At 63.7% G+C, this 25,348-nt stretch carries 25 protein-coding genes; 8 read left to right on the forward strand and 17 right to left on the reverse strand.

Going from position 1 to position 25,348, the window contains the following annotated elements; translation table 11 throughout:
* Positions 1-13: 13 nt before the first annotated feature.
* On the reverse strand, positions 14-844 hold the full coding sequence (locus tag ACN6KF_RS02440; RefSeq protein ID WP_434955304.1) for a protein-disulfide reductase DsbD domain-containing protein: 831 nt from the start codon (positions 842-844) through the stop codon (positions 14-16).
* Positions 845-1,017: 173 nt separating this feature from the next.
* Here ACN6KF_RS02440 and ACN6KF_RS02445 point away from each other — a divergent pair, with 173 nt between their 5' ends.
* Positions 1,018-1,629, forward strand: coding sequence for a YqgE/AlgH family protein (locus ACN6KF_RS02445; protein WP_434955305.1), 612 nt, complete (start codon positions 1,018-1,020; stop codon positions 1,627-1,629).
* Positions 1,630-1,722: 93 nt separating this feature from the next.
* Complete coding sequence (locus ACN6KF_RS02450; RefSeq protein WP_434955306.1) at positions 1,723-2,343, forward strand: YciI family protein; 621 nt, start codon at positions 1,723-1,725, stop codon at positions 2,341-2,343.
* A gap of 42 nt (positions 2,344-2,385) precedes the next feature.
* Here the strand turns inward: ACN6KF_RS02450 and ACN6KF_RS02455 are convergent, their stop codons facing one another.
* On the reverse strand, positions 2,386-5,268 hold the full coding sequence (locus ACN6KF_RS02455; protein ID WP_434959597.1) for an EAL domain-containing protein: 2,883 nt from the start codon (positions 5,266-5,268) through the stop codon (positions 2,386-2,388).
* Positions 5,269-5,664: 396 nt separating this feature from the next.
* Between ACN6KF_RS02455 and ACN6KF_RS02460 the strand changes: the two genes are divergently transcribed.
* Positions 5,665-6,540, forward strand: coding sequence for a UTP--glucose-1-phosphate uridylyltransferase (locus tag ACN6KF_RS02460; protein WP_434955307.1), 876 nt, complete (start codon positions 5,665-5,667; stop codon positions 6,538-6,540).
* A gap of 76 nt (positions 6,541-6,616) precedes the next feature.
* Here ACN6KF_RS02460 and ACN6KF_RS02465 read toward each other — a convergent pair whose 3' ends face one another.
* The 12 genes from ACN6KF_RS02465 to coxB form a co-directional block, all read right to left on the reverse strand.
* Entirely contained in the window at positions 6,617-7,009 is a 393-nt protein-coding gene (locus tag ACN6KF_RS02465; RefSeq protein WP_434955308.1) for a cupin domain-containing protein, read from the reverse strand.
* Positions 7,010-7,182: 173 nt separating this feature from the next.
* Entirely contained in the window at positions 7,183-7,770 is a 588-nt protein-coding gene (locus tag ACN6KF_RS02470) for a GNAT family N-acetyltransferase (RefSeq protein WP_434955309.1), read from the reverse strand.
* Positions 7,771-7,780: 10 nt separating this feature from the next.
* Positions 7,781-9,037: a M16 family metallopeptidase gene (locus ACN6KF_RS02475; protein WP_434955310.1), complete on the reverse strand. Its 1,257-nt coding sequence runs from the start codon at positions 9,035-9,037 to the stop codon at positions 7,781-7,783.
* Positions 9,034-10,446, reverse strand: coding sequence for a threonine synthase (thrC, locus tag ACN6KF_RS02480; RefSeq protein ID WP_434955311.1), 1,413 nt, complete (start codon positions 10,444-10,446; stop codon positions 9,034-9,036). The genes ACN6KF_RS02475 and thrC overlap by 4 nt, the downstream gene beginning before the upstream one ends.
* Positions 10,447-10,682: 236 nt before the next feature.
* On the reverse strand, positions 10,683-11,438 hold the full coding sequence (locus ACN6KF_RS02485; protein WP_434955312.1) for an SURF1 family protein: 756 nt from the start codon (positions 11,436-11,438) through the stop codon (positions 10,683-10,685).
* Positions 11,435-11,812 (reverse strand): DUF983 domain-containing protein, encoded by a 378-nt coding sequence (locus ACN6KF_RS02490; protein WP_434955313.1) that lies wholly within the window; start codon positions 11,810-11,812, stop codon positions 11,435-11,437. The genes ACN6KF_RS02485 and ACN6KF_RS02490 overlap by 4 nt, the downstream gene beginning before the upstream one ends.
* 165 nt (positions 11,813-11,977) lie before the next feature.
* Positions 11,978-12,814, reverse strand: coding sequence for a cytochrome c oxidase subunit 3 (locus ACN6KF_RS02495; RefSeq protein ID WP_434955314.1), 837 nt, complete (start codon positions 12,812-12,814; stop codon positions 11,978-11,980).
* A gap of 31 nt (positions 12,815-12,845) precedes the next feature.
* Positions 12,846-13,463 carry a cytochrome c oxidase assembly protein gene (locus ACN6KF_RS02500; RefSeq protein WP_434955315.1) on the reverse strand — a complete coding sequence of 206 codons (618 nt, stop codon included), beginning with the start codon at positions 13,461-13,463 and terminating at the stop codon, positions 12,846-12,848.
* A gap of 1 nt (position 13,464) precedes the next feature.
* Entirely contained in the window at positions 13,465-13,710 is a 246-nt protein-coding gene (locus ACN6KF_RS02505; RefSeq protein WP_434955316.1) for a hypothetical protein, read from the reverse strand.
* Complete coding sequence (gene cyoE, locus ACN6KF_RS02510; protein ID WP_434959598.1) at positions 13,707-14,630, reverse strand: heme o synthase; 924 nt, start codon at positions 14,628-14,630, stop codon at positions 13,707-13,709. The genes ACN6KF_RS02505 and cyoE overlap by 4 nt, the downstream gene beginning before the upstream one ends.
* A gap of 170 nt (positions 14,631-14,800) precedes the next feature.
* Positions 14,801-16,432, reverse strand: a complete 1,632-nt coding sequence (gene ctaD, locus ACN6KF_RS02515) for a cytochrome c oxidase subunit I (protein WP_434955317.1) — start codon at positions 16,430-16,432, stop codon at positions 14,801-14,803.
* A 33-nt stretch (positions 16,433-16,465) separates the two neighbouring features.
* Positions 16,466-17,308: a cytochrome c oxidase subunit II gene (gene coxB, locus ACN6KF_RS02520; protein ID WP_434959599.1), complete on the reverse strand. Its 843-nt coding sequence runs from the start codon at positions 17,306-17,308 to the stop codon at positions 16,466-16,468.
* Between the two features lie 459 nt (positions 17,309-17,767).
* Between coxB and ACN6KF_RS02525 the strand changes: the two genes are divergently transcribed.
* The gene (locus ACN6KF_RS02525; RefSeq protein ID WP_434955318.1) at positions 17,768-18,286 is read left to right on the forward strand and encodes an invasion associated locus B family protein; all 519 of its coding nucleotides are present in this window, start codon (positions 17,768-17,770) and stop codon (positions 18,284-18,286) included.
* A 99-nt stretch (positions 18,287-18,385) separates the two neighbouring features.
* Here the strand turns inward: ACN6KF_RS02525 and ACN6KF_RS02530 are convergent, their stop codons facing one another.
* A complete protein-coding gene (locus ACN6KF_RS02530) occupies positions 18,386-20,026 on the reverse strand; it encodes an acyl-CoA dehydrogenase family protein (protein WP_434955319.1) in 1,641 nt (546 codons plus the stop codon).
* 323 nt (positions 20,027-20,349) lie between these two features.
* On the opposite strand from ACN6KF_RS02530, the gene ACN6KF_RS02535 reads away from it, so the two are divergent.
* Positions 20,350-21,753: an MATE family efflux transporter gene (locus ACN6KF_RS02535; protein WP_434955320.1), complete on the forward strand. Its 1,404-nt coding sequence runs from the start codon at positions 20,350-20,352 to the stop codon at positions 21,751-21,753.
* Positions 21,754-21,784: 31 nt separating this feature from the next.
* On the forward strand, positions 21,785-22,474 hold the full coding sequence (locus ACN6KF_RS02540) for a DUF937 domain-containing protein (RefSeq protein WP_434955321.1): 690 nt from the start codon (positions 21,785-21,787) through the stop codon (positions 22,472-22,474).
* 112 nt (positions 22,475-22,586) lie between these two features.
* On the opposite strand, the gene ACN6KF_RS02545 is transcribed toward ACN6KF_RS02540, so the two are convergent.
* Complete coding sequence (locus ACN6KF_RS02545) at positions 22,587-22,895, reverse strand: DUF1127 domain-containing protein (RefSeq protein ID WP_434955322.1); 309 nt, start codon at positions 22,893-22,895, stop codon at positions 22,587-22,589.
* A 222-nt stretch (positions 22,896-23,117) separates the two neighbouring features.
* Here ACN6KF_RS02545 and ACN6KF_RS02550 point away from each other — a divergent pair, with 222 nt between their 5' ends.
* Both ACN6KF_RS02550 and ACN6KF_RS02555 read left to right on the forward strand, forming a co-directional pair.
* Positions 23,118-23,996: a LysR substrate-binding domain-containing protein gene (locus tag ACN6KF_RS02550; protein WP_434955323.1), complete on the forward strand. Its 879-nt coding sequence runs from the start codon at positions 23,118-23,120 to the stop codon at positions 23,994-23,996.
* 4 nt (positions 23,997-24,000) lie between these two features.
* Complete coding sequence (locus ACN6KF_RS02555; protein ID WP_434955324.1) at positions 24,001-24,330, forward strand: cupin domain-containing protein; 330 nt, start codon at positions 24,001-24,003, stop codon at positions 24,328-24,330.
* A gap of 11 nt (positions 24,331-24,341) precedes the next feature.
* Here the strand turns inward: ACN6KF_RS02555 and ACN6KF_RS02560 are convergent, their stop codons facing one another.
* On the reverse strand, positions 24,342-25,199 hold the full coding sequence (locus tag ACN6KF_RS02560) for a slipin family protein (RefSeq protein ID WP_434955325.1): 858 nt from the start codon (positions 25,197-25,199) through the stop codon (positions 24,342-24,344).
* Positions 25,200-25,348 lie beyond the last annotated feature (149 nt).

Genomic DNA, 25,348 nt, shown 5'->3' on the forward strand with positions numbered 1-25,348 from the left:
CGATGACGAGAGTCTACGGCAACCGATATAGGCTTTCGACGCCTGCCTCGCCAGTCGAGAGCGTGAAGCGCAGTTCTTTTCCGGCGATGGTCGCGCCTTTCGGCAGGCCCTCGAGCGGCAGCACGAAGCGCTGAGGATTGGCCTTGTCGGCATCATCAGCCGGCTCCGGCATGGGCAGGTACCACTTCATCGGCCCTTCCACGAACAAAGCGGAGGAGGAGGGAGCCGTTACGTCGATGGTCAGGTGCGCCGGGTTGGTCGAGGTGTCGAGGCGGATCTGTTTGACGGCGAGGGGAGCGACCGCGCCGATCTCCTGTGATACCGGTACTTTCTTCAAGGCTTTCGCGATCTCGGCGCTGCCTCCCCCTTCCGCAGGCGTGCCGGGCGAAAGGGTGATGTCGGCATTGCCCTTGGCGGGGACGCAGATCGTCTTGCAGGCGGCATAGTCGAGGCCGAGTGCCAGCTTGACGGGCTTGGTCGGATCGATCGCGCTGATCTTGAGAGGCAGCATGACCTCATCGTGATAGACGGCCGACGATGCGCCCTCCTGGTCGTAGCGACTCGGCGCCGGCCAGAGCACCGTCACCTCGCGGAGATTTTCCGATCTGGACCAGTCGAAAGTCGGGGGAATGCCGGCATCGCCCGGATTGCGCCAATAGGTCTTCCAACCGGGCGCGAGCTGGATTTCAAGGCCCGCCAGGCCCTCCGGATGGGCTTGTCCCGGCAGCAGCCGGATCACGGCTTCCGGATCGGACTGGCTCGGATCCGATTGGCCGGCAAGGGCTGGCTGGCAGAGCCCGGCGAGAAGCCAGGCGAGAGCAGGAAGGGCAAGACGGCTGAACATTCGGATAGCTTGCGGCTCCAAGGAGGGATTATCGGCAGACGGATAACTACGAATGGTCAATAGCGCCATGCACGAAGGCGTGACACTCTTGTGAGGCTCGCCTTTGGCGCTTCGCCCAGGTTGGCCAAATTTATGCCTTAACAAAGCCGATACGATACGGCACGATCATGTCCATGACAGGCTACATTCCATTCGGCAGCGATTCATCCGGCGGTTTCCTCGACGGTAAAATGCTCGTGGCCACGCCGTCCATGCAGGATGAGCGCTTCGCCCGCACGGTGATCTACATCTGTGCGCATTCGTCCGATGGTGCCATGGGCATCGTGGTCAACCAGCCGGCCAAGAACATTCGCTTTCCGGACCTGCTCAAGCAACTCGGCGTCATCGACGGCGTCTCGGACATGCGGGCGCCGAGGGGCGCGCCGATCCGTATCGTCAATGGCGGGCCGGTCGAGTCCGGGCGGGGATTCGTGCTCCACACCAACGACGTCTTCATCGACAATTCGACCATGCCGATCGAGGACAATATCTGCCTGACCGCGACGCTCGACATCCTGCGCAGCATCGCCATCGGCGAGGGGCCGGAACAGGCCTTGCTGGCGCTGGGCTATGCCGGCTGGGGCGCCGGGCAGCTCGAGCGCGAAATCCAGGCCAATGGCTGGCTGCATTGCGATGCCGATCCCGGGCTGCTGTTCGACGATCAGGTCGCGACCAAATATACGCGGGCGCTGCGCAAGCTCGGCATCGAGCCCGGCCTGTTTTCGCGGGATGCCGGCCACGCGTAGATGCGGGCCGGCCACGCCTGATCTTGGAGCGCGGATAGGCTGCATACGCGACCTGGTCGATGCCTGTATCAGCCTTAAGTCCAGAGAGGCAACGTGGAGTATTTTTTCTACGGCCGCGACAATCCTGGTGTGATGCCGCTGCGCCAGCGGCTCGTCGAGGCTCACTGGTCCTTCATGGACGGCTACGCCGATGGGATGATTGCACGCGGACCGACGTTGGCGGAAGACGACCTGACCCCGACCGGCAGCGTTCATATCGTCGATCTGCCGGATTTTGAAGCAGCGCGCGTGTTTGCTTATGAGGAACCTAACTTCAAGGCTGGCGTCTACGAAGATGTCATGATCAGGCGCTGGCAGAATACCGTCGATCGCAAGATGTGGACATTCCCAGGCAATCCCACTGCCAATCAGCGCTTTCTGGTCATCGCCCATGGTCGAACGGGTGCGAATGCGGCCTGGAATGGTCTATCGGCGGCCTGCCAGACCTTCCTGCGCGAGCAAGATCGGCTCGAACGCCTGATCGTGGGAGGGCCGCTGTGGTCCGATGATAGTCTGGACTGGGCAGGTTGCGCTCTCATGCTGGAGCTCCCGTCCCGTGATGCGATCGAGATCATGTTGACTGCCGATCCCTGTTTGAGGGCCGGACTTTACGAACGTATCGAGATCCATCGCTGGCGTTTTGGCGGGCGGCCTGACGGGGTGCACGTTCTTTAGCTTCCCAGGCAATCTTAAACGCTCCGAGGTCCGCGCTCTGGATTACGCTCTCAGTCGTATCGGGCCGGCGATCAGCCTGCGGGCTTCTTCCGCCGTGACGGGATCGCCGAAGGCTTCGCCCTGGGCGAACTGGCAGCCGAGCTCGCCGAGCTCCTCCGCGTCGTTGTCGGCCTCGGCACCATCGGCGATGATCTCCATGCCGAGGTCGCCCGCCATGGCGATGATCGAGCGCAGGATCACCGGGCGACCGCGCTCGCCTTCCTTCACGAAGCTCGGATCGATCTTGAGCATGTCGAAGGGGAAGCGTTGCAGATAGGACAGGCTGGAATAGCCGGTGCCGAAGCCATCCATGGCGAGGCCGACGCCAAGATCGCTGAGCTGGGCCAGGATCTGTGCCCCATATTCGGGATTTTCCATCACCAGGCTCTCGGAGACCTCGAGCTTGAGCGAGCCGCGCTCGATGCCTGCCCGCGCCATCACCGCCTTGATGTCCTGGACGAGGTCCTGGCGCAGCAATTGCCGGCTGGAGATGTTGACCATGCCGAACAGCGGCGGCTCGACCTCGACGAGGCGCTGCCAGATCGACAGCTGGCGAGCGGTGCGGTCGAGCACGAAGAGGCCGACATCGACGATCAGCCCCGTCTCTTCGGCCATGGCGTTGAATTCCCCCGGCGGCAGGCGGCCGAGCTTGGGATGCTCCCAGCGCACGATCGCCTCGAAGCCGGCAATGGTGCGATCCTGCAGGCGCACTACCGGCTGGAACAGCACTTTCAGCTCGTCGCGTTCGATCGCCCGCCGGAGATCGGCTTCGAGGGAAGAGCGATCCGGCCGTTCGACCCGCATGGCCGCCCGGAAGATCTCGATGCGATCGCCGCCGATCTTCTTGGCGTTGTACATGGCGATCTCGGCATCCTTGATCAGCTCGTCCGCCTTCACCGGGGCCTGGGGATCAAACATCGCTACGCCGATCGAGGCGGTGAGGAAGATTTCGCGGTCGGCCACGGCGATGGGTGCGCGCAGCGAACGGCGGATCGACTCGGCGAAGGCCGAGATGCGTTCCGGGTCGGGTTCCGACATGAGAAGCACGCCGAACTGATCGCCGAAGATGCGGCAGACGCTGTCGCGGGGCTTCATCAGGCGTGAAAGCCGACGCGACACCGTCAGCAGGATCGAATCGCCGACCGAATGGCCGACGGCGTCATTGACCTGCTTGTAGCGGTCGAGGTCGAGGATCAGCACGGTCGGCTTGGTGGTACCGTCCTGCCTGGCCTGGACCAATGCTGCTTCCAGCCGGTCGGTGAAGAGCTCGCGGTTGGGCAGGCCGGTCAGGTTGTCGCGCACGGCGTCGTGCAACAGGCGCTCCTCGGCCGTCTTCTGCTCGGTGACGTCGGAGACGGTGCCGACGCAGCGCACCACTTCGCCGTCCGAGCCCACCACGGGCCGGGCCTTGAGGTTGAGCCACATATAGTGGCCGTCGGCGGCGCGGATGCGGAAATCCAGGCTGACGCGGCCGCGGCGCTGGTCGATCACCGCGTCGAGGGCGGTGCGGAAGCGGTCGCGGTCGAAGATGTGGACGAGCTCGAGCCATTCGCTGGCCGGTCCGTCGAGGGCGCCGGGGGCGACGCCGAGCAACTGGTCCGCCTCCGGGCTGACATAGATGCGATCGGCCGGCACGTCCCAGTCCCAGACCACGTCGCCCGAGCCGGTGAGGGCGAGGGCCTTGCGTTCGGTATCGGTCATCAGCCCGGGTGCAAAGGCACTGCCGGCGAAAGCGTGCTGCATCACCGTGAAGCCAATCAGCATCACCACCAGCACGAGGCCGCCGGTGAGGGCCGGCTGCACCAGGTCGTTGGTGAGATGGCCCATGATGGTCAATCCCGCCGCCGCCACCCAGCCCAGCAGCAAGGTCCAGGTGGGTATCAGCATCACGGCCCGGTCATAGCCGTAGAAGGCCAGCAGCAGGATGATCAAGAGGCCGACGACGGCGAGCGTGGCGATGGAGATGCGGGCGATGCCGGCGGCGACGGGCGCGTTGATCACCGCAAGGCCGACGAGGGTGGCGAGCGCGACCAGCCAGAGCGCCGAGACTACGGAATAGCGCACATGCCAGCGGTTCAGATTGAGATAGGCGAACAGGAAAACAAGGAGCGTTGCGGAGAATACCGCCTCGGCGCCCGCGCGCCACACCCTGTCTCCATCCGGCGGGATGGCGAGGAATTTGTGCAGAAAGCCGAAATCGATGGCGAGATAGGCCAGCACCGCCCAGGCCAGCGCGGCGGCGGCGGGGAACATCGCCGTGCCCTTCACCACGAAGGCAATGGTGAGGAACAAGGCGAGCAGGCCGGCAATGCCGAGCACGATGCCCTTGTAGAGGGTGAGCGAGTTGACCTTGTCCTTATAGGCATCGGGATCCCACAAGAAGAGCTGGGGCAGCTTGGTGGTACGCAACTCGGCCACGAAGGTCACACGTGAGCCCGGATCCAGTGTCACCCGGAAGACGTCGGCGTCGTCATCCTCCTGCCGTTCGGGCTGGAAGCCCTGGCTGGGCGTGATTTCCGCGATGCGCGATGCGCCGAGATCCGGCCAGACCAGCCCGGAGCCGACCAGGCGGAAATGCGGCGCCACCACGATGCGGTCGATCTGCTCGTCGGTGGTGTTGGCGAGGGCGAACACGATCCAATGCGGATTGGTTCCCGGCTGCTTCGAGCGCACTTCGATACGGCGCACGATGCCATCGGCGCCCGGCGCGGTCTGGATCTGGATGCGGTCACCCTGGCTGGAATAGTTTTCGACAGCGGGCAACAGGTCGATGGCATCGACCTCACCGTTGACGTCAACCGGCTCCAGGGCATGCGCAACGCCGCCGACCATTGCCATGACGAGCATCATGACCACAGAGGCTGCGACGACGCGAATGAACTGCAACATACGATCTCCAGCCAGGCTTCCCGACGCCCCCTTGCGCGGGTCCTGGTTCATCTCTCTTCGAAGGGCCTGCCCACCTGCCACTCAATTGTGTCGAGAAGCAGTAGCCAGCAATGTGAAATTGGGCAAGCTGCACCGGTCGGATTCCTGTTGGCGGAATGATCGGGATGGTGAATGCGATCTCCATGCCCCTCGTCACATCCGGGCTCCAACGGGCAGAAATCAGTGGGAAGTTGGGGGCGATTTCGAATCCACCTCATTTTTGACGCTTGGGGCAGGCAAGGGCGAGATTGCTGCAAGGCCAGACTCTGAGTAGGGTCTCTTAAACTGTTCCTTCATCCGAGGGGGCAATAAGAACAATCAACCTTCCCCAAGGGCATGTATCAAAGGTTTCCAATGACGCGCATTCGCAAAGCTGTATTTCCCGTCGCCGGCCTCGGCACGCGCTTTCTGCCTGCCACGAAGTCGGTGCCGAAGGAGATGCTCACCGTGGTGGACAAACCCGTCATCCAGCATGTGGTGGATGAAGCCCGCGAAGCCGGCATCGAGCACTTCATTTTCGTGACCGGCCGCAACAAGGGTGTGATCGAGGACCATTTCGACATTGCCTTCGAACTCGACGCCACGCTCAAGGAGCGCGGCAAGATGGAGGCCTATGAAGAATTGCAGCGTTCGCTGCCGGGCGCCGGACAGACCAGTTTCACGCGCCAGCAGGCGCCGCTCGGCCTCGGACATGCCGTCTGGTGCGCCCGCGAAATCGTCGGGCGCGAGCCCTTCGCCCTGCTGCTGCCCGACATGCTGCATCACGGCAAGGGCAAGGGCTGCCTTGCCGAGATGGTGGAGGCCTATGACAAGGTCGGCGGCAACCATATCGCCGTGTTCGAGGCGCCGGAGGACCAGACGCATCAATATGGCATCGTCGGTAAGGGCGAGAGCGTGGGCGGCAATGCCTTCGAGATCACCCAGATGGTCGAGAAGCCCAAGAAGGGCACGGCGCCGTCCAACCTGGCGGTCTCAGGCCGCTACATCCTGCAGCCGGAGATCTTCGATCTCCTGGAAAAGCAGGAGCGTGGCGCGGGCGGCGAAATCCAGCTCACCGATTCCATGCTGAAGCTGGCACAGGGGCAGAAGTTCTACGGGTCGGTGTTCAAAGGCCGCATCTACGACACCGGCATGAAGATCGGCTTCCTGACCGCCAATGTCGCCTATGCGCTGGAGCGCGAGGGGCTGGGCGACGAGCTGAGGGCGGAATTGAAGGCCCTGCTGGGCTGACAAGGTTTTGAATGAAATGGCCCGGGAAACCGGGCCATTTTCCTGGGCGCGGACATCATGGCGACGATATCCGGGTTCAATCGGGAAACTCGTAGACCACGTCCGAAAAGCGCCCGGTCGGGAAAACATAGAAGAGCCGGAGTTCGGTATCGAGCTCATTGCGCAGCGCATGCCAGGCATTGCCGGGAATGAAGATCGCCGCTCCCTTGCCGACGAGGCTCTCCACGCCATCGACCGTGAGCACGCCGCTGCCTTCCAGGATCAGGTAAAGTTCTGGTTCGGCATGGCGGTGCGGCGGATTGTTGCCGCCGGCCGGCAGGATGGCGATCCCTGCGCTGAGGCTGTCCGTCGGCGTGATATCCGCACTGAACAAAGTGTGCCAGGCCACGCTTCCTTTGGCAGGATCGTCCCAGGCTTCCCGCGGCCGCTCCTCCGCTCGGGTGATGACAGTCCGAGATCCCATGATCATGTTGCTCTCCGCGCGGTGATGCCCTGAAGTTATACCAGATCGCCTTGGGATCGAATCTTCCTGGGAGCGCGGACATATTGTCCGCTCTTTGAAAACGCGACGCTCGCAAAAGGAAAAGCGGACATCGCGACATGAAGGCATGTCGCTGGGATGTCCGCTCTCCGGAAAACCCGTTACCGAATCTCATCACCCGACAGGATGGCGTAGAGCAGATGGTCGCGCCAGGCGCCGGCGATGCACAGATAGGAGCGGGCATAGCCCTCGCGGATGAAGCCGACGCGCTCCAGCAACCGGATCGAAGGGGCATTCTCCGGCAGGCAGGCGGCTTCGACACGGCGCAGGCGCAGCGTGCCGAAGGCATAGGGTAGCAAAGCGCGCACGGCGTCGCTCATCAGGCCCTGGCCGGCATGGGCCTCACCCATCCAGTAGCCGAGCGAACCGGTTTGCGCCACGCCGCGGCGAATCTGGCCGAGCGTGAGGCCGCCGACCAGCGCGCCGTCGCTCGAACGGAAGATGAAAAAGGGATAGGCGGCATCCGCCCTCGCGTCCTGGCCATAGCGCTTGATCCGGGCTCGAAAGGCCGGGCGCGTCAGGTCATTGGGCGGCCAGGTCGGTTCCCAGGGGCGCAGGAATTCCCGGCTTGCGCCGCGCAGGGCGGCCCAGGCCTCGAAGTCGCGCATTTCCGGGGCCCGCAGCTCCACCTTCTCGCCCCGAACCGGCGGCAGTACGTCGGCGAAGGAGAAGGGGCGGAGGAAGGACATTCTTTACTCGTCAGGCCAGATGGGCACGGATCTTATCGAGACGGGGCAGTTTCCTGACCGGTCCGAGGGCTGTCAGGGTCGGCGACGATGCCAGTACGGCTTCGCCCGCCTTGCGCACGTCCTCTGCCGTAACAGCATCGATCCTGGCAATCAGTTCGGCCGGCGGCAGAGGGCGCCCCCAGATCAGCATATGGCGGGCCATCTGTTCGGCCCGCATGGCTGATGATTCGAGCGCCATCAAGAGGCCCGCTTTCATCTGCGCCTTGGCGCGGGCGATCTCAGCCTCGGTGGGCGCGGAGGCGGCAGCGGCCACCGTATCCAGGATCACGGGCACGAGATCCTTGAGTTCACCGGCGCCGGCGCCCGCGGAAATGCCGAAAATCCCAGTATCCGCATAGCCCCACTGGAAGGCATAGACCGAATAGCACAGGCCCCGTTTTTCACGGACCTCCTGGAACAGGCGAGAGGACATGCCGCCCCCGACCAGGTTGGTGAAGATGCCCAGCGCCGGGCTCAAGGCGTCCCGGTAGGACCGGCCGGCAAAGCCGATCAGCACATTGGCCTGCTCGTGATCGGTCTCGATGACATCTTCGCCGCCCCGATAGACGGCTGGCACCGGTTCCGGACCACTGCCCTCGGGCAGGCCTGCGAAAAGGCGGGTTGCCTCCTCGACGATGCGCTCATGGTCGACCGCGCCGGCGGCTGATACCACCATGCGGCCGGCCCGGTAATGGGTGTCGAGATAGCTCTGGATCGCCTTGCGGTCGAACGACATCACCGTCTCGGGCGTGCCGAGTATCGGACGGCCGAGGGGTTGGTCCGGAAAGGCCGCCTGGTTGAACATGTCGAAGACCAGATCGTCCGGCGTATCCTCGACGGCGCTGATCTCCTGCAGGATGACGTTCTTCTCTCGTGCCAATTCGTCGGCATCGAAGACGGACTGGGTGAGAATGTCGGCCAGGATGTCGAAACCGAGGCCGACGTCCTCCTTCAGGACCCGGGCATAATAGGCGGTCTGTTCGCCCGACGTAGCGGCATTGAGTTCGCCGCCGGCGCTTTCGATCTCCTCGGCGATGCGCTTGGCGTCGCGGGTGCGAGTCCCCTTGAAGGCCATGTGCTCGAGCAGATGGGCGAGGCCATGCTCCTTCTCGCCTTCCGAACGGGCACCGGCACCGGCGAACACGCCAAGCGAGGCGGTCTCGAGCTCGGCCATCGCATCGGTGATGACGGTCAGGCCGGACGGGAGGCGGGTAACCTGCACGCTCATGCGGCTGCGCCCTGGGCTGCGCGGGAATGCTTGCGAACGAAGGCTTCCAGCACCCCAAGATCGTTGGGCAGGACCGTGAAGCGCTCGGGCCGCTCATAGAGATCCGCCAGGGCGTCGGGCAGCTTGGGCTCGATGCCGGAGGCATCCTTGACGGCAGCGGGAAACTTGGCGGGATGGGCGGTGCCGAGTACGACCATGGGCACGCTGCGATCCGGCTCCGCTTTCCAGGCGGCCATCACGCCGACGGCGGTGTGCGGGTCCAGGAGATAGCCGGCGGTACGCCAGATCATGCCGATGGCCTTGGCGACTTCCCTCTCGTCCGCGCGCTCGGCGTCGAATTCCGCACGGATGGCCTCATAGGCACCCTCGTCGATCTCGAAGGCGCCGGATTGAGAAAGATTGCCCATCAGGCGGCGCACCTGGCTGGCATCGCGCCGATAGGCGTCGAAGAGCAGGCGCTCGAAATTGGAGGAAACCTGGATATCCATCGAGGGGGAGGAGGTCTCCTTTACGCCGCGCGCCTCGTAGACGCCGGTGGCGATGGTGCGCGCGAGGATGTCGTTGACATTGGTGGCGATCAGCAGCCGCTCGATCGGCAGGCCCATGCGCTTGGCGACATAGCCGGCGAAGATGTCGCCGAAATTGCCTGTCGGCACCGAGAAGGAAACCTTGCGATGGGGGGCGCCCAGCGCCACTGCCGCGGTGAAATAATAGACGATCTGGGCCACGATGCGGGCCCAGTTGATGGAATTGACGCCGGTCAGGCCAATCTCGTCGCGGAATTCGAGATGGTTGAACATCGCCTTCAACTGCGCCTGGCAATCGTCGAAATTGCCTTCCAGGGCGACGGCGTGCACGTTGGGCGCGTCGATCGTGGTCATCTGGCGGCGCTGCACCTCCGAAACGCGGCCATGCGGATAGAGGATGACGATGTCGACCTGGTCGAGGCCGCGGAAGGCCTCGATGGCGGCACTGCCGGTGTCGCCCGAGGTGGCGCCGACGATGGTGGCGCGCTTGTTGCGGGCCTTCAGGGCGTGATCCATCAGGCGGGCGAGCAATTGCATCGCCACGTCCTTGAAGGCCAGGGTGGGGCCGTGGAACAGCTCCTGCACGAACAGATTGTCGCCGATCTGCACCAGGGGCACGGTGGCAGGATGGTCGAAGCCGGCATAGGCATCCTGGATCATCCGGCGCAATGCCGCCGGCTCGATCTCGTCGCCGACGAAAGGCGAGATCACGGCCTCAGCCACCTGCCAGTAGGGTTTGCCCGCGAAGGAGGCGATCCTGGCATGGGAGAGAACCGGCCAATGCTGCGGCACATAGAGCCCACCATCGCGGGCAAGGCCGGCGAGGAGAGCGTCGCAAAAGCCGAGGACGGGAGCTTCGCCCCGTGTGGAAACATAGTGCACGGTTCTATCCTTTCGGTGTCGGCGGCGCTCCTGTGGCAGTGAAGCGCCGTCTTCGACACAAGTCTTCATCCTGTAATCCGCTCGGGCCTGACGGGCAAGGCGCGTATCGCCGCCTCCTGGCCTGCTAGAGCAAAACGCGTCCAAATATGAGCGCTTGTTTGCTCTCGCTCCTTGGTTCGACGCGTCTTTTCGATTCTTGGTGATTCCGTCCAATAGCAAAACGCTGCGCGCCGCCTCTATCGCCCCGGCCGTCGCTTCAGGCGCAGGACGAAGGCGATGTAGACCCCGACCAGGCCGAGAGCGAGGCCGAACCAGGTCAGCGCATATTGCAGATGGTTGTTGGGGAAGGTGAGGATGGTCTCCCCGCCCTGGGGCAGCCCGCCGGGCCCGCTGGCATCGGCATCGATGAAGAAAGGCGCGACGCGGGTCAGGCCCTCGGCCTTGGCGATGCCGGCGATGTCGCGGGTGAACCAGTTGCCCTTGCCGGGGTCGTCAGACGGCGTGAACAGATTGCGGTCCTCGGTCCAGCGGGCCAGGCCTGTGATGGTGACGGGACCTGCAATCTGTCCGGCCTGGCGGCTTGCGGGATCCTTGGCATCCTCGGGCACGAAGCCGCGATTGACCAGGATGGTGGAGCCGTCCGGTCGCAGGAGAGGCGTCAGCACCCAATAGCCGACGCCGCGAAACCGCCCCTTGGCGTCCGGCAGGTTGGTGAAGGACCGAATCTCCTTGGCATGGTCGAAGGTTCCCGCGACCTGCCAATGCTTGTATTCGAGACCGTCCCGCGTCAGGCCGGGCCAATCGGCTTCGGGCGGCGGAGAAACGGGGGCGGCGGTGGTGCGCTCGGCGATTTCCCGCAACAGGCCCTGCTTCCACTGCAGGCGTTCGAGTTGCCAGACCCCGAGCCCTATCAGGAAGGCGCACATCACCAGCATCGTGAGGGTCAGCGCGATGAGCGAGCGCGGGTGTGAGGAAACTGCGGACGTCGTCATTCTTCCAGCCGGCCCTCCGCCGCCTTGTTGGTGTATTGCAGGGCGACCAGCACGCCTTTCATCCAGCGCAGCAGGCCCAGGCAAACGATGAGCGAGAGCGGCAGCCAGAGCACGATGTGCACCCAGACCGGCGGCGAGAAGGTGAATTCGACATAAAGCGCCGCGCCCAGCAGGATGAAGCCGGCCACCAGGATCACCAACACGGCCGGCCCATCGCCCGAATCGGCGAAGCTGTAGTCCAGACCGCAGGCGCTACAACCAGGCTTGAGGCTGATGAATCCATCGAAGAGCCTGCCCTGCCCGCAGCGGGGGCATTTGCCGCGCGAGCCTGTCTGGAAGGGCGAAAGCGGCGCGTAATGGTGATCTTGCGGCATCGTGGGAGCCCCAAAAGGAAACGGCCGGGTGACCCCGGCCGCCCCGTTGATCCTAGAGCAAAACGCGTTCAGGTGTGAACGCGTTTTGCTCTAACTCTTTGTTTGGACGCGTCTTTGCGATTTTTGATGACACCGTAAAATCGCAAAACGCTATGTGAAGGCAGCTCAGCCGTGCACGCCGCCGGGACCATAGCCCCAGATATAGATGCAGGCGAAGAGGAACAGCCAGACCACGTCGACGAAATGCCAGTACCAGGCGGCAAATTCGAAGCCCAGGTGATGGCGCTGGGTGAACTGGCCGAGATTGGCGCGCAGCAGGCAGACCGCCAGGAAGATGGTGCCGACGATCACATGGAAACCATGGAAGCCCGTCGCCATGAAGAAGGTCGAGCCGTAGATGTGGCCCGAGAAGGAGAACGGGGCGTGGGCATATTCATAGGCCTGGCACAGCGTGAAGATCACGCCAAGGACCACCGTCAGGATCAGGCCGTTCTTCAGGCCCTTCTGGTCGCCTTCAAGCAAGGCATGGTGCGCCCAGGTCACCGTGGTGCCCGAGGTCAGCAGGATCAGCGTGTTGAGCAGCGGCAGGTGCCAGGGATCGAGGGTCTCGATGCCCTTCGGCGGCCAGACGCCTCCCGTCAGGGCTGTGCGGGCGACCTCAGCCGCATCACCCGGGAAGAGGGCGACGTCGAAATAGGCCCAGAACCAGGCGACGAAGAACATCACTTCCGAGGCGATGAACAGCATCATGCCATAGCGATGGTGCAACTGCACGACCGGGGTGTGATCGCCCTCGGACGCTTCCTTGATGACGTCCCACCACCACATCAGCATGGTGTAGAGCACGCCGATCAGGCCGACGCCGAACACCAGCGGGCCATAGGAATATTTATGCATCCAGGTGATCAGGCCGATCGCCAGAACGAAAGCCGCCATCGCGCCGACGAACGGCCACGGGCTCGGATTGACGAGGTGGTAATCATGGTTCTTGGTTTGAGCCATGGTTTTCTCCAGATGCCGGTCGCCCGGGAACTTATAACTGCGGTTTGCTCGAATTGTCGGTTTTCGGTTCGGCCGCCGCGACCGGTGTCACGGGAGGCTTGGCCGGATAGTAGGTATAGGAAAGCGTGATGGTGTGCACACCGGCGAGATAGTCGGCCTTGTCGATGGCGGGATCGACGAAGAAGACCACCGGCAATTCCTGGCTCTCACCCGGACCCAGCTTCTGGTTGGTGAAGCAGAAGCACTGGATCTTGGAGAAATAGGCACCGGTTTCCTGCGGCGTCACATTGTAGGCGGCCGCGGCATAGGTGGTTTCCGAGGAAAGGTTGGTGATCTTGTAATAGACCGTCTTCACCTCGCCGGCCTTGACCGTCACGGAGCGCTGCTCGGGCTCGAACTTCCAGGGCAGGGCCGGATTGATGTTCGAATCGAAGCGCACCTCGAACGTGCGGTCGAGGACCTGGCTCGGCGCGGTTTCGGCTACGCGCGTGGTGCCCCCGAAGCCGGTAACCTGGCAGAACAGCGTATAGAGCGGCACCGAGGCATAGGCCGCGCCCACCATCGATGCCACGAAGGCGATGCAGGACACCGCAATCACGCCATTGCTGACCTTGGGGCGGGGAGGAGGGGTGTCGGGCATTCCGGTCATCCTAGAAGCCCTTGTCCAGAACGCCGGGGCCTTTGACGAAGCTCACGGCATAGACGAGCAGGACGAAGGCGATCAGGGCGGCGGCGATCGCGATGGAGCGCCAATGCAGTTTGCGGGCCTGGTCAGGCGGCAACTGCCCCACCCAACTGTCCCGTGGCGGGCGCTGAAAGGCGAGGGGACGGAACAGGATGATCAGCAGCAGGATGATCAGCGCCGGCCCGACAAACCACAGATGATGCGCCATCATGCCAGTATCCTCATCATCAGGGCCTCGCCGAGCAGACAGGCGAACAGCACGAACAGATAGAGGATGGAATAGCCGAACATGCGCTTGGCCGGTCCCATGTCGTCGGGCTTGCGCCAGATGTCGACGGCCAGCCACAGCATGCCGAGACCGCCCAGCCCCGCGACCACGCCGTAGCTCCAATGCGCATAGCCGAGCAGCCAGGGCAGCATGCCGATCGGGGCGAGCAGCACCGTGTAGATCAGGATCTGGCGCCGGGTCTCGCGGGCTCCGGCCACCACGGGAAGCATCGGCACGCCGGCCTTCTCGTAGTCGCCCGACTTGAACAGGGCCAGCGCCCAGAAGTGGGGTGGCGTCCACATGAAGATCAGGGCGAAGAGCACGAGGCTTTCCACCGTGACGGTGCCCGTCACGGCCGCATAGGCCACCACCGGGGGAAGGGCACCTGCGGCGCCGCCGATGACGATGTTCTGCACCGTCCAGCGCTTCAGCCACATCGTGTAGACGACGACGTAGAAGAAGATGGTGAAGGCCAGCAGGCCGGCGGCGAGGAAATTGGTGAAGACGGCGAGCGCCAGCACCGACAGGCCGGACAGGATGATGCCGAAGGCAAGCGCTTCGCCGGGACTGACTCGGCCTGATGGTACGGGCCGGTTGCGGGTGCGCGACATCACCGCATCGATGTCGGCGTCGTACCACATGTTGAGGGCGCCTGAGGCACCTGCGCCGACGGCGATGGCGATCAGGGCCGCAAGCCCGACGACCGGATGGATATGGGCGGGGGCTACCACCATGCCGGTGAGGGCGGTGAAGACCACCAGCGACATCACGCGCGGCTTAAGCAAGGCCAGGAAGTCGCCAACCGACGCGATGCTGATCACGGGGACAGCATCGTCAGCCTCGCCTTGGATGGGCATGCCGATATCGGTCAATGAACGTTCCTTTTCGTCGTGCCGGCTTCAGTGGAAGGCTCTGAGGCCGGTTGCTTGCTCGAACTTTCGCAGAAGGCTCGAGGAAGCAACGGAAATCCGGTGGAGGCGTGAGGGCGGCCGTCGAAGCGGCCGCCCTCACGAAAGCTCATAGTTCGAGGGGCTCAGCGGATGCGGGGCAGCGTCTCGAACTGGTGGAACGGAGGCGGTGAGGACAGCGTCCATTCCAGGGTGGTGGCGCCTTCGCCCCACGGATTGCCGGCGGCCTGCTCCTTACGCACGAAGACTGCGTAGAAATTGATGGCCAGGAACCAGATCACGCCGATGAAGAAAATGAAAGCGCCGAGAGAGGAGACCCAGTTCCAGCCGGCAAAGGCCGGGTTGTAGTCGACGAGGTGGCGGGGCATGCCGGCCAGGCCGAGGAAGTGCTGCGGCATGAACAGCGTGTTGGCGCCGACGAAGGCGATCCAGAAATGCACCTGGCCCATCCAGTCGGGGATGATATAGCCGAACATCTTCGGGAACCAGTAATACCAGCCGGCGAAGATGGAGAAGACAGCGCCCAGCGACAGCACATAGTGGAAATGCGCCACCACGTAATAGGTGTTGTGCAGCGAGCGGTCGACGCCGGCATTGGCCAGCATCACGCCGGTGACGCCGCCGACGGTGAACAGGAAGATGAAGCCCGTCGCCCACACCATCGGGGTCTTGAAGTCGATCGAGCCGCCCCACATCGTGGCGATCCAGGAGAAGATCTTCACGCCGGTCGGCACCGCGATCACCATGGTGGCGAACACGAAATAGGCCTGCGTGTCGACGTCGAGGCCGACGGTATACATGTGGTGAGCCCACACCACGAAGCCGACGACACCGATGGCGACCATGGCGTAGGCCATGCCGAGATAGCCGAAGATCGGCTTGCGCGAGAAGGTCGAGATGATGTGGCTGACGATGCCGAAGCCGGGAAGGATCATGATGTAGACTTCGGGATGACCGAAGAACCAGAACAGATGCATCCACAGGATCGGGTCGCCGCCATTGGCCGGATCGAAGAAGGCGGTGCCGAAATTACGGTCGGTCAGCAGCATGGTGATGGCGCCGGCGAGGACCGGCAGCGACAGCAGCAGAAGGAAGGCGGTGATCAGCACGCCCCAGGCGAACAGCGGCATCTTGTGCAGCGTCATGCCCGGTGCGCGCATGTTGAAGATGGTGGTGATGAAGTTGATGGCGCCCAGGATCGAGGAAGCGCCGGCCAGATGCAGCGACAGGATGGCGAAGTCCATCGCCGGTCCGGGCGTGCCCTTGAGCGAGGACATCGGCGGGTACGCCGTCCAGCCCGTGCCCACGCCGAGGTCGTCGGCACCGGGGCCGCCGGGCACGAACATCGAGATGAGCAGCAGGCCGAAGGCCGGGATCAGCAGCCAGAACGAAATGTTGTTCATGCGCGGGAAGGCCATGTCCGGCGCGCCGATCATCAGCGGCACGAACCAGTTGCCGAAACCGCCGATCATCGCGGGCATGACCATGAAGAAAATCATGATCAGGCCATGCGCGGTCACGAACGCATTGAACGTGTAGGGGTTGGTGAAGAATTGCTGGCCCGGATACATCAGTTCCGCGCGCATCGCCACCGACAGGAGGCCGCCAATGACGCCCGCGACCAGCGCGAAGATCAGGTAGAGCGTCCCGATGTCCTTGTGGTTGGTCGAATAGACATAGCGGCGCCAGCCGGTCGGATGATCATGCGCGTCATGGGCATGATCATCATGCGCCGATGCGTTCTGAGCAGTGGCCATCACATTCAATCCTTTAGTCGAGCCGTCAGGCCGTTACTGTACTACGACGGAGGTCGCGGCTGCGACCTTGTCCGGGGCGGCGGCGTTCATTGCAGTCTTCTTGCTGGCCACCCACTTCTGGAATTCCTCGTCGCTCACCACGCGGAAGGCGATCGGCATGAAGGCATGGTCGCGGCCGCACAGGCGCGAGCACTGGCCATAATACATGCCTTCGCGCGTTGCCTTGAACCAGGTCTGGTTCAGTCGGCCGGGAATGGCGTCAACCTTGATGCCGAAGGAGTTCACCGAGAAGGAGTGGATGACGTCGTTGGAAGTGACCTGGACCACCACCGTCTTGTTGACGGGCACGACGACCTCGTTGTCGACCTTGAGCAGGCGCAGCGGGTCGGTCATCGGCAAGTCGCGCACCATGGTGGACGAGAAGGAAATGTCGCCATTGTCGGGATATTCGTAATCCCAGTACCACTGGCTGCCGGTCGCCTTGATGGTCAGGTCGGCCTTCGGAATCACTTCCTCCATATAGAGGAGCTTGAACGAAGGCAGGGCAATACACACCAGCACCAGAATCGGCAGCACTGTCCACGCCACTTCGAGGATGGTGTTGTGCGTGACCTTGGAGGGGACCGGATTGGCCTTCTTGTTGAAGCGGACGATCACATAGAGCAGCAGGACCATCACGAAGAGGGTGATGGGAACGATGAACCACATCACATAGGTATGGAACCAGTTGATATATTCCATGACCGGCGTGGCGGGTTCCTGCAGGCCCATCTGCCAGGGCTGCGGCTCGCCGAGGCCGCCCTTGGCTGGCTCTTCGGCGAAGGCCGTGCCGATCATGAGGCCCCACAGCAGCGATGACAGTGCCACCCCGCCCATTTTCTTCCTAGCCTGGAAAGCCATCCGCCTTCTCTCCAATTCCCCGCCGATACGACGCAGCCGATACGGCACGTAGTACGCCACCTGGCTCGTTACCGGTCGGGAGCGCCAATCGCGCAAAACTATCTGGCGCGCAGATTTCACGGATTGGAACTCATGTAAAGCACACGGTCACTCAAAAACCATAATCCACAGCGCATCGCAATGGTTCGACAGCCCCGGTTTGTGCGGCAATTGGGCGCGAAAGCGCCATGATGTGCGGTCAACCTGGGTCGGACGCCGTCGCGGCGCTAAGCTTGACAGGCAGGACCCGTCTGCTACCCGTCGCGGCTGAAATCCAAACCGGGCCCGCGGGCCCTGATTCGGCGAGGATGTAACTTGTTGGCACATATGCTGGACCATGCTCTTGCGGCCCGAGGTCTTGCGGCCCGAGGTCTTGCGGCTCGAGGCCTTGCGGCTATGGCGCGTCGCACCGCCGGCCTCTCCCTGGCGGGCCTGCTCGCAGCTGTCGTGCTCGGCGGTCCCGCCGTGGCGCAGCAGACCGATCAGCTCGGCGTGCTGCGCTCCACGCACGACAATTGGCAGGTGCGCTGCGATACCCCGCCCGGCGCCCAGCAGGAGCAATGCGCCCTGGTGCAGGCGGTCACGGCGTCCGATCGTCCGAACGTGGCCTTGTCGGTGCTGGTGCTGCGCACGGCTGACCAGAAGAGCCGGCTGTTGCGGGTGATCGCGCCGCTCGGCGTGCTGCTGCCTTCCGGCCTTGGCCTTAAGATCGACGGCAAGGATGTCGGCCGCGCCGCCTTCGTGCGCTGCCTGCCGACGGGCTGCCTGGCCGACGTGGTGCTCGACGATTCCCAGATCGGCATGCTGCGCACCGGCAAGGAAGCCACCTTCATCATCTTCCAGACCCCGGAAGAGGGAATCGGCATTCCCCTGACCCTGAAGGGCTTCGGCGAAGGTTTCGACAAGCTGAAGTGAAGTCGGAAGGCACCCGGTCATTGTCCCGGCGGACCGCCGGGCCGTGCGGTTTTCGGGGCGTTTACCAAATTTCGAGAATGCCGGCGGGCCCGGCATGACTCAGATTCTCGCACGATCCAGAATCGGCTGCAGGCTCAAGCCGGTGGGCAGGGCTCCGTAGCAGCCGCGCATGCCACCATTGAGACGGCCCGCCACGAAAGCCTCAGCCATCGCTGGGGGGCCGTGGCGGAGCAGCAATGAAGCCTCCAGCGCCAGGGCCAGGTCTTCGACCAGGCGACGGGCCAGCACTTCCTGCATCCCATCTGCCCGCATTCCTGCCTCGATGGCTGTGATGAAAGCATCGTAGCGCCGATCCAACCCGCGCGCGGCTTCCAGTTCAACGCGCAGGGCCTCGGCGGTCGCGGGCTCACGGCCGAGTGCGCGCAGTACGTCGAGCGCGTTGACGTTGCCGGAGCCCTCCCAGATCGCATTGACCGGGGCCTCGCGATAGAAGCGGGCGAGCGGACCTTCCTCGACAAAACCGTTGCCCCCGAGACATTCCAGCGCCTCGTAGCTCAGATTGGGCAGGCGCTTGGTCACCCAGAACTTGGCAATGGCGGCGCCGATGCGCGCGAATGCGCTCTCTTCCGGGCTATCCCCGTCGAAGGCGCGGGCGACGCGCATCACCAGCATGGTGGCGGCTTCCGCCTCGATCGTGAGGTCGGCGAGAACCGGCTGCATCAAGGGCTGGTCGATCAGGAGCTTGCCGAAGGCTCGGCGATGGGCGGCATGATGCACCGCCTGGACCGCGCATTGGCGCATCATGCCGGCGCAGACCAGGGCGGCATCGAGCCGGGTCTGGTTGACCATGGCCATGATGGTGGCGACGCCGCGGCCCTCCTCGCCGATACGCCAGGCCAGGGCCCCGGCATATTCGATCTCGGCCGAGGCGTTGGAGCGGTTGCCGAGCTTGTCCTTGAGACGCTGGATGAAGATGGCGTTGCGCCGGCCATCCGGCCGCCAGCGCGGCGTGAAGAAGCAGCTCAACCCACCGGGAGCCTGGGCCAAAGTGAGGAAACCATCCGACATCGGAGCCGAACAGAACCATTTGTGCCCGGTGAGTTCGTAGAGATCCTGGTCGACAGGCCTGGCGAGCGTGGTATTGGCCCTGACGTCGGAGCCGCCCTGCTTTTCCGTCATCGCCATGCCGATGGTCGCGGCCGCCTTGTCACCCGCCGGCCGGGACAGGGAATCATAGGCGTTCGCCAGGATGCGAGGTCCCCATTCGGCATAAAGATCGGGAGCCTGGCGCAGTACGGCCAGACTGGCGCCGGTCATGGTGATCGGACAGCACACGCCGGGTTCGATCTGCGTCAGCATATATTCGAATGCGGCATGAGCGACGAAGCCTCCGGCCTGCCCGGAGGCGGGCAAAGAGTGGATGCCGGCCTCCAGCCCACTGGCCATCAGGGCATGATAGGCGGGATGAAACTCGACATGATCGATACGCTGGCCGAAGCGGTCGAAACGATGCAGCTCGGGTGTATGCCGGCCGGCCGCCTCGCCGAGGGCGATGGCATCGGCGCTTCCGATCGACGCCCCGAAGGCGCTTGCGGCGTCCCGGGCCCAGCCAGCGCCTTCGCGCTCCAAAGCGGCCTGCAGGCCGGGATCGCTCTCGAACAGATTGTAGTCGAGCAGAGGCGGGACCTGGTTGGTCACCTGATGGGTCGGCAGGTCGGCGATCGGTTCTTGCGCAATCATGGCGTGGCTTCCCAGCCAGGCAGGATTCGTCAGCTTCGCCCCTAAAAGGCGTGAGCCTGGCGAGGCCCGCAAAGATTTGAAGTCCCTACAGAATGTGGCCGATCGAAACGGATGTCCAACCGTCCGCGTTCCGCTTGACAATAGGCTACCGCGTCGGGCCGCTTGTGGCGAGGGGCGCGAGAAGGGGCGAAAGGATTGGGGTTTCCCACCGTGGGATATCGGCCTATATCGAAGCCCTGACCGCCCGGCCACGGGCAAAGGGCAGGGCCGACCCGCCGCTGCGAGCCGCTTCGGGCAGCCTGTCCGTTCGAACTGGACTGAAAATGCGCCATCCTCAAGCCGACGACGACGCCTCGCCCGCCGAGGCGCCGGCGCAGCCGGCCTCCCTGTCCCCGACGGCAAAGTTCGTGACCGGCTCGATCATGCGTCATGTCGTGGTGATGACCACGACGGGCTCGATCGGGCTGATGTCGGTGTTCGCCGTCGACCTCATCAACCTTTGGTACATCGCCCATCTCGGCGATACTGCGGCGACGGCGGCGGTCGGCTATGGCGCGGCGGTGCTGTTTCTGGCGACCTCGATCTGCATCGGCGTGATGATCTCGGCGGGCGCTCTGTGCTCGCGCGCATTGGGAGCCCATAATCGCGAACTGGCGCGGCGTTACGGTGCTTCCATCCTGGTCTGGATGATCCTGATCAATGCCGGCGTGGCTGCGATCGCTTTTCCGCTGATTCCCTGGTTGCTCGCACAATTGGGGGCAACTGGCCGCACCCTGGAGCTTGCCACCATCTTCCTCCAGATCAGCGTGCCGAGCGGCGTGCTCATGGGCAGCGGCATGGCACTCTCCGGCGTGCTGCGTTCGGTCGGCGACGCCAAGCGGGCGATGTATGTCACCCTGTCGGGAGCTATCGCTGCGGCGATTCTCGATCCGATCTTCATCCTCTGGTTCGGCCTCGGTGTCGAAGGGGCGGCGATCGTGATCGTGATCTCGCGGCTGGTTACCGTCTGGGTCGGCTGGTATGGCGCCTCCCGCATCCACGATCTGGTCGGCCGGTTGTCATTGCGCGGGGCGCTCGCCGATACCAAGCCGATCATGGCGATCGCCGGCCCGGCCATGCTCGCCAATCTCGCCACCCCCGTGGCGAATGGCTACATGACGGCCGTGCTGGCTCCCTTCGGTGACGGCGCCGTGGCAGGCAATGCCGTGATGGGGCGCCTGATCGCTTTCTGCTTCGGCGGCATCTTCTCGCTCTCCGGCGTCGTCGGGCCGATTCTCGGGCAGAATTACGGTGCCGGGCGGCTCGACCGGGTGCGCCGTGCCCTGACCGATGCCTTCACCTTCACCACCCTCTATGCCCTGCTGGTATGGGCGGTGCTGGCGGCCGCCCACCAATTGGTGATCCGCCTGTTCAACATCGTCGATCCGCAGGCCGCCCAGCTCATCACCTTCTTCTGCCTGTTCGCGGCGGGATCGTGGGTTTTTCACGGGCTGCTCTTCGTTGCCAACGCTTCCTTCAACAATCTCGGCTTTCCTCTTGCCGCGACCTTGTCCAACTGGGGCAAGGCCACGCTGGGAACCATTCCCTTTGCCATGCTCGGCGCAAAATACTGGGGAGCGGAGGGGGCGTTGGCCGGGCAGGGGCTTGGCGCGGTGATCTTCGGCGTGTTTGGTGTATGGTGGGCCTATCGCTCGCTGCGGTGGCTCAAGATTCCCGAACAGGTCTGAGAGCCGCAACGGCGGTGGAATGGGAAGCGGCATGAACACACTCTTCGATCTATTGAACACCGCACAGAACGGGCAGGCGATCGACAATCTGGCCCGCCATTTCGAGCTCAGCCAGAAGCAGGCCCTGGCGGCCGCCGAGGCGCTGATGCCGGCTTTTTCGCTCGGTCTGAAGCGAGAGGTGGAGAAGGCGAAGACGGCGTCCGAACCGCCTGATTTCTTCGGCCTGTCGGGCGTGCCGCAGGTCGACAGCTTCCAGGACGCCGCGCTGGCCTTCACCCAACAGGCGACTCAGCAGGGCCAGCGCGTGATGGCCGCTCTGTTCGGCACGTCCGAGATGACCAAGGCGCTATCCCAGCTTGCCGCATTGCAGAGCGGTGTCGCCGCCCCAGTGATCTCAGCCATGCTGCCGTCCCTGGCCTCCATCCTGGTCAGCGGCCTGGCGCGGGCGGCCGTGCCGCCGGCACCCAGCCATCCGCTGGGCGAGATGTTCGATGCGATGATGCGGGCCTTCCAGCCCCCTCAGGCCAAACCGGCGCCCTGGTTCGATAACAGCGCCCTATCGGCCTTGTGGGCGCCGTTCCTGGCGCCGATGTCGGCACCTGCTCCCAAGAACGATGCGACGGCGGTGATGGATCAGATGCTCGAAGCGGGCAGCCAGATCCAGAAGGCGCAGGCCGAGGCGATGCAGTCGCTGCTCGAAACCTGGTTCGGCAAGAAGTAGCGGATGTGACATGAAAAAGCCCGCTTCAGGCGAAGCGGGCTGAGGTGCGGAAGTCACGCTTCCGGGGCGTTCTGCCGCAGGGGAAGCGGCCAGAAGTCGTGCCGGTCATGCATCAGACGTGCAGACCGACGAAATTGTCATGCTTGGCGGCTTTGACCGAACTGCGCCAATCCATTTGCGCAGCGACGAGCTGAGCCGACGGGTCGCGCCAGAGCGGCTGCGACAGGGCACCTTCGACATCGGTCGGCGTCAAGCCGAGATCGCGCAACATCGCCGCATCCGCAGTGGCCAACTGATTGATTTCTCGGCGATTGTGAAGCGCGACGGCGAGACGGGTTACCTTGCCGAACACAGCGCGCATCATCTCGACGAGGGTCGAGACGAGAGAGGAAGACTGGCTGTTGACGACAACGCTGTTCATCGGATTCTCCATCGGGCGGCCGGTGATGCTGCGCTCCCGGATGGACCGCTCAACTCATCACCAATACTGAACGGTAACACTATGAAACATTGGTATTGATCAATCCAACGAATGTTTCTAATGTTCAGCATAAGCGATTGTTATCGTACCCTCGATGGCTCAGCGAGGCACGCACCTCAGGCGATGTAGGGCGGAACGCGCTTTGTTCGAGGGGAGGGTGCCATGGCCGTGCTGTTGGATATCGATCAGCTCAGGACCTTCATCGCCATTGCCGAAACGGGCAGCTTCACCCGAGCCGCCGACATCGTCTTCAAGACGCAATCGGCCGTCTCCATGCAGATGAAGAGGCTGGAGGAGCGCATCGGCAAGCCGATCTTCGAGCGTGACGGGCGAGCCTCCAAGCTGACGGAAGACGGCGACAAGCTGCTCGACTATGCCCGGCGCATCGTCAAGCTCAACATGGATGCGGTCTGCGCCTTCTCTCAGAACGAACTGACCGGGCGCGTCCGCATCGGCATTCCCGACGATTACGCCGATCGCTATCTGCCGGAGATCATGGCGCGGTTCTCGCAGGCCAATCCCCGGGTCGAGGTGACGATCGTCTGTGAGCCGACACCGATGCTGATTGATCGCATCAACGCCAATGATCTCGACCTTGCCATCATCACCCATGTCGAGCACAAGGGGGCGGCCGAATTCGTGCGGCACGAACGCCTGCTCTGGGTGACCTCAAGCCGGCATCAGGTCCATACCGAGACGCCGCTGCCGCTTGCGCTCGGCCGAGCGAGCTGCGGCTGGCGGCAGGCGGCGCAGGAAAAGCTTGAAACGATCAATCGCAGCTATCGCGTGCTCTATTCGAGCTGGAATTCCACCGCGGTCGGCGCCATGGTCCTTGCCGGCCTTGCGGTCTCCGTGCTGCCCGAAAGCGCGCTGAAGCCCGGCATGCGCGTCCTCGGCCCCACCGACGGCTTCCCCCCGCTGCCGTCCTGCAAGATCGGCCTGGTGCGCAATTGGCGCGAGCAGACCTCGCTGGCCGATGCGCTCGCAAACCTGATCATCCAGAGCCTCGACAATCTGGCGCAGAACGAAGCGGCGGAATAGGGCGATGGACTGGCTCAAGCCCCTTTCCTATTTCCGCGACAATCTGGGCGGCGATGGCAAGCCGTTCTTCACGGGCATGGCGCACGGCTCGATGACGGTGGAGCTCTACAAGCCCGTCGGCCGTGATCTGCAGACGCCGCACGGACAGGACGAGCTCTATATCGTGATTGCCGGCAATGGCACCTTCTCCAAGGCCGGCGAGTTGCGAGCCTTCGCGCCGGGCGATGTGATCTTCATCGAGGCCGGCCTCGAGCATCGCTTCGAGAGTTTCAGCGAAGACTTTGAGACCTGGGTGATTTTCTGGGGGCCGAAAGGCGGCGAGTCCGCCGCCTGACCCGATCCCTCTCAAGCCACGCTCTTCAGCGGGCTCGGCGAACCCTGGTTCGCCAGGACCAGGGCCGAGGCGGGATTGAGGCTGTCCACCATGGACGTCGGGATCAGGATGGTCGCGCCCCGTTCCTTGGTCGTCTCGTAAATGATGTTCATGGCCCTGAGCTGCAGGGCGGCCGGATGGTTGGCATAGGTTTCGGCCGCTTCCACGAACTTGCTGGCGACTTCGGCTTCCGCCGAGCCGAGAATGACGCGGGCCTCTCTTTCCCGCTCGGCCTGGGCCTGGCGCGACATCGCATCCTGCAGGGCCACTGGGATTGCGACGTCGCGGATCTCCACTGACATTACGGTGACGCCCCATTCGGCGGTCTTGCCGCCGATGACGGCGCGCAGGCGCTCATCGGCCGCCTTGCGATCGGACAGCAGGGAGGACAGCATCGCGGCGCCGATCATTTCGCGCAACGAGGTCTGCGCCACGCGATCGATCGCCTCGCGGTAATGGGTGATCGCCAGCGCTGCCTTCTGGGCATCATGCACATGCCAGAAGATGATAGCGTCGACATTGACGGGCACGGTGTCGCGCGTCAGGGCCTGCTCGGCATTGAAGGCGGTGGTCTGGATGCGCTCGTCGATCACGGCGACGACATTGTCGATGACCGGAATGATCAGGAACAGGCCGGGGCCGTAGACGCCTTGCAGATTGCCGGCGCGCAGCACCACGAATTTCTGCCAGGTGTTGGCCATTTTAAGGGAGGCGGCGACGATGAGGGCGAGCAGGAACAGGAGGCCGGCGAGCCAGTATTGTCCGATATAGGCCGAGCCGGCGCCAGCCAGGGCGAGGACACTCGTGGCGAACAGGGTGATGGGGTTCATGGCGATACTCCCGGAGCCGAGCAGATCGAGGCGTAAGCGCTTCCTTGCTCTGGCTCTTGGTTCCGCCGCGTTTTGCGATCCGCGATGCCCCTGAATCATCAAAACGCCATGGCGGAGCAATCCCGAGCATGGCGGGCCGGGGCCGCATT

The organism is Labrys methylaminiphilus subsp. lupini, from assembly GCF_051161885.1.
Lineage (GTDB): Bacteria > Pseudomonadota > Alphaproteobacteria > Rhizobiales > Labraceae > Labrys.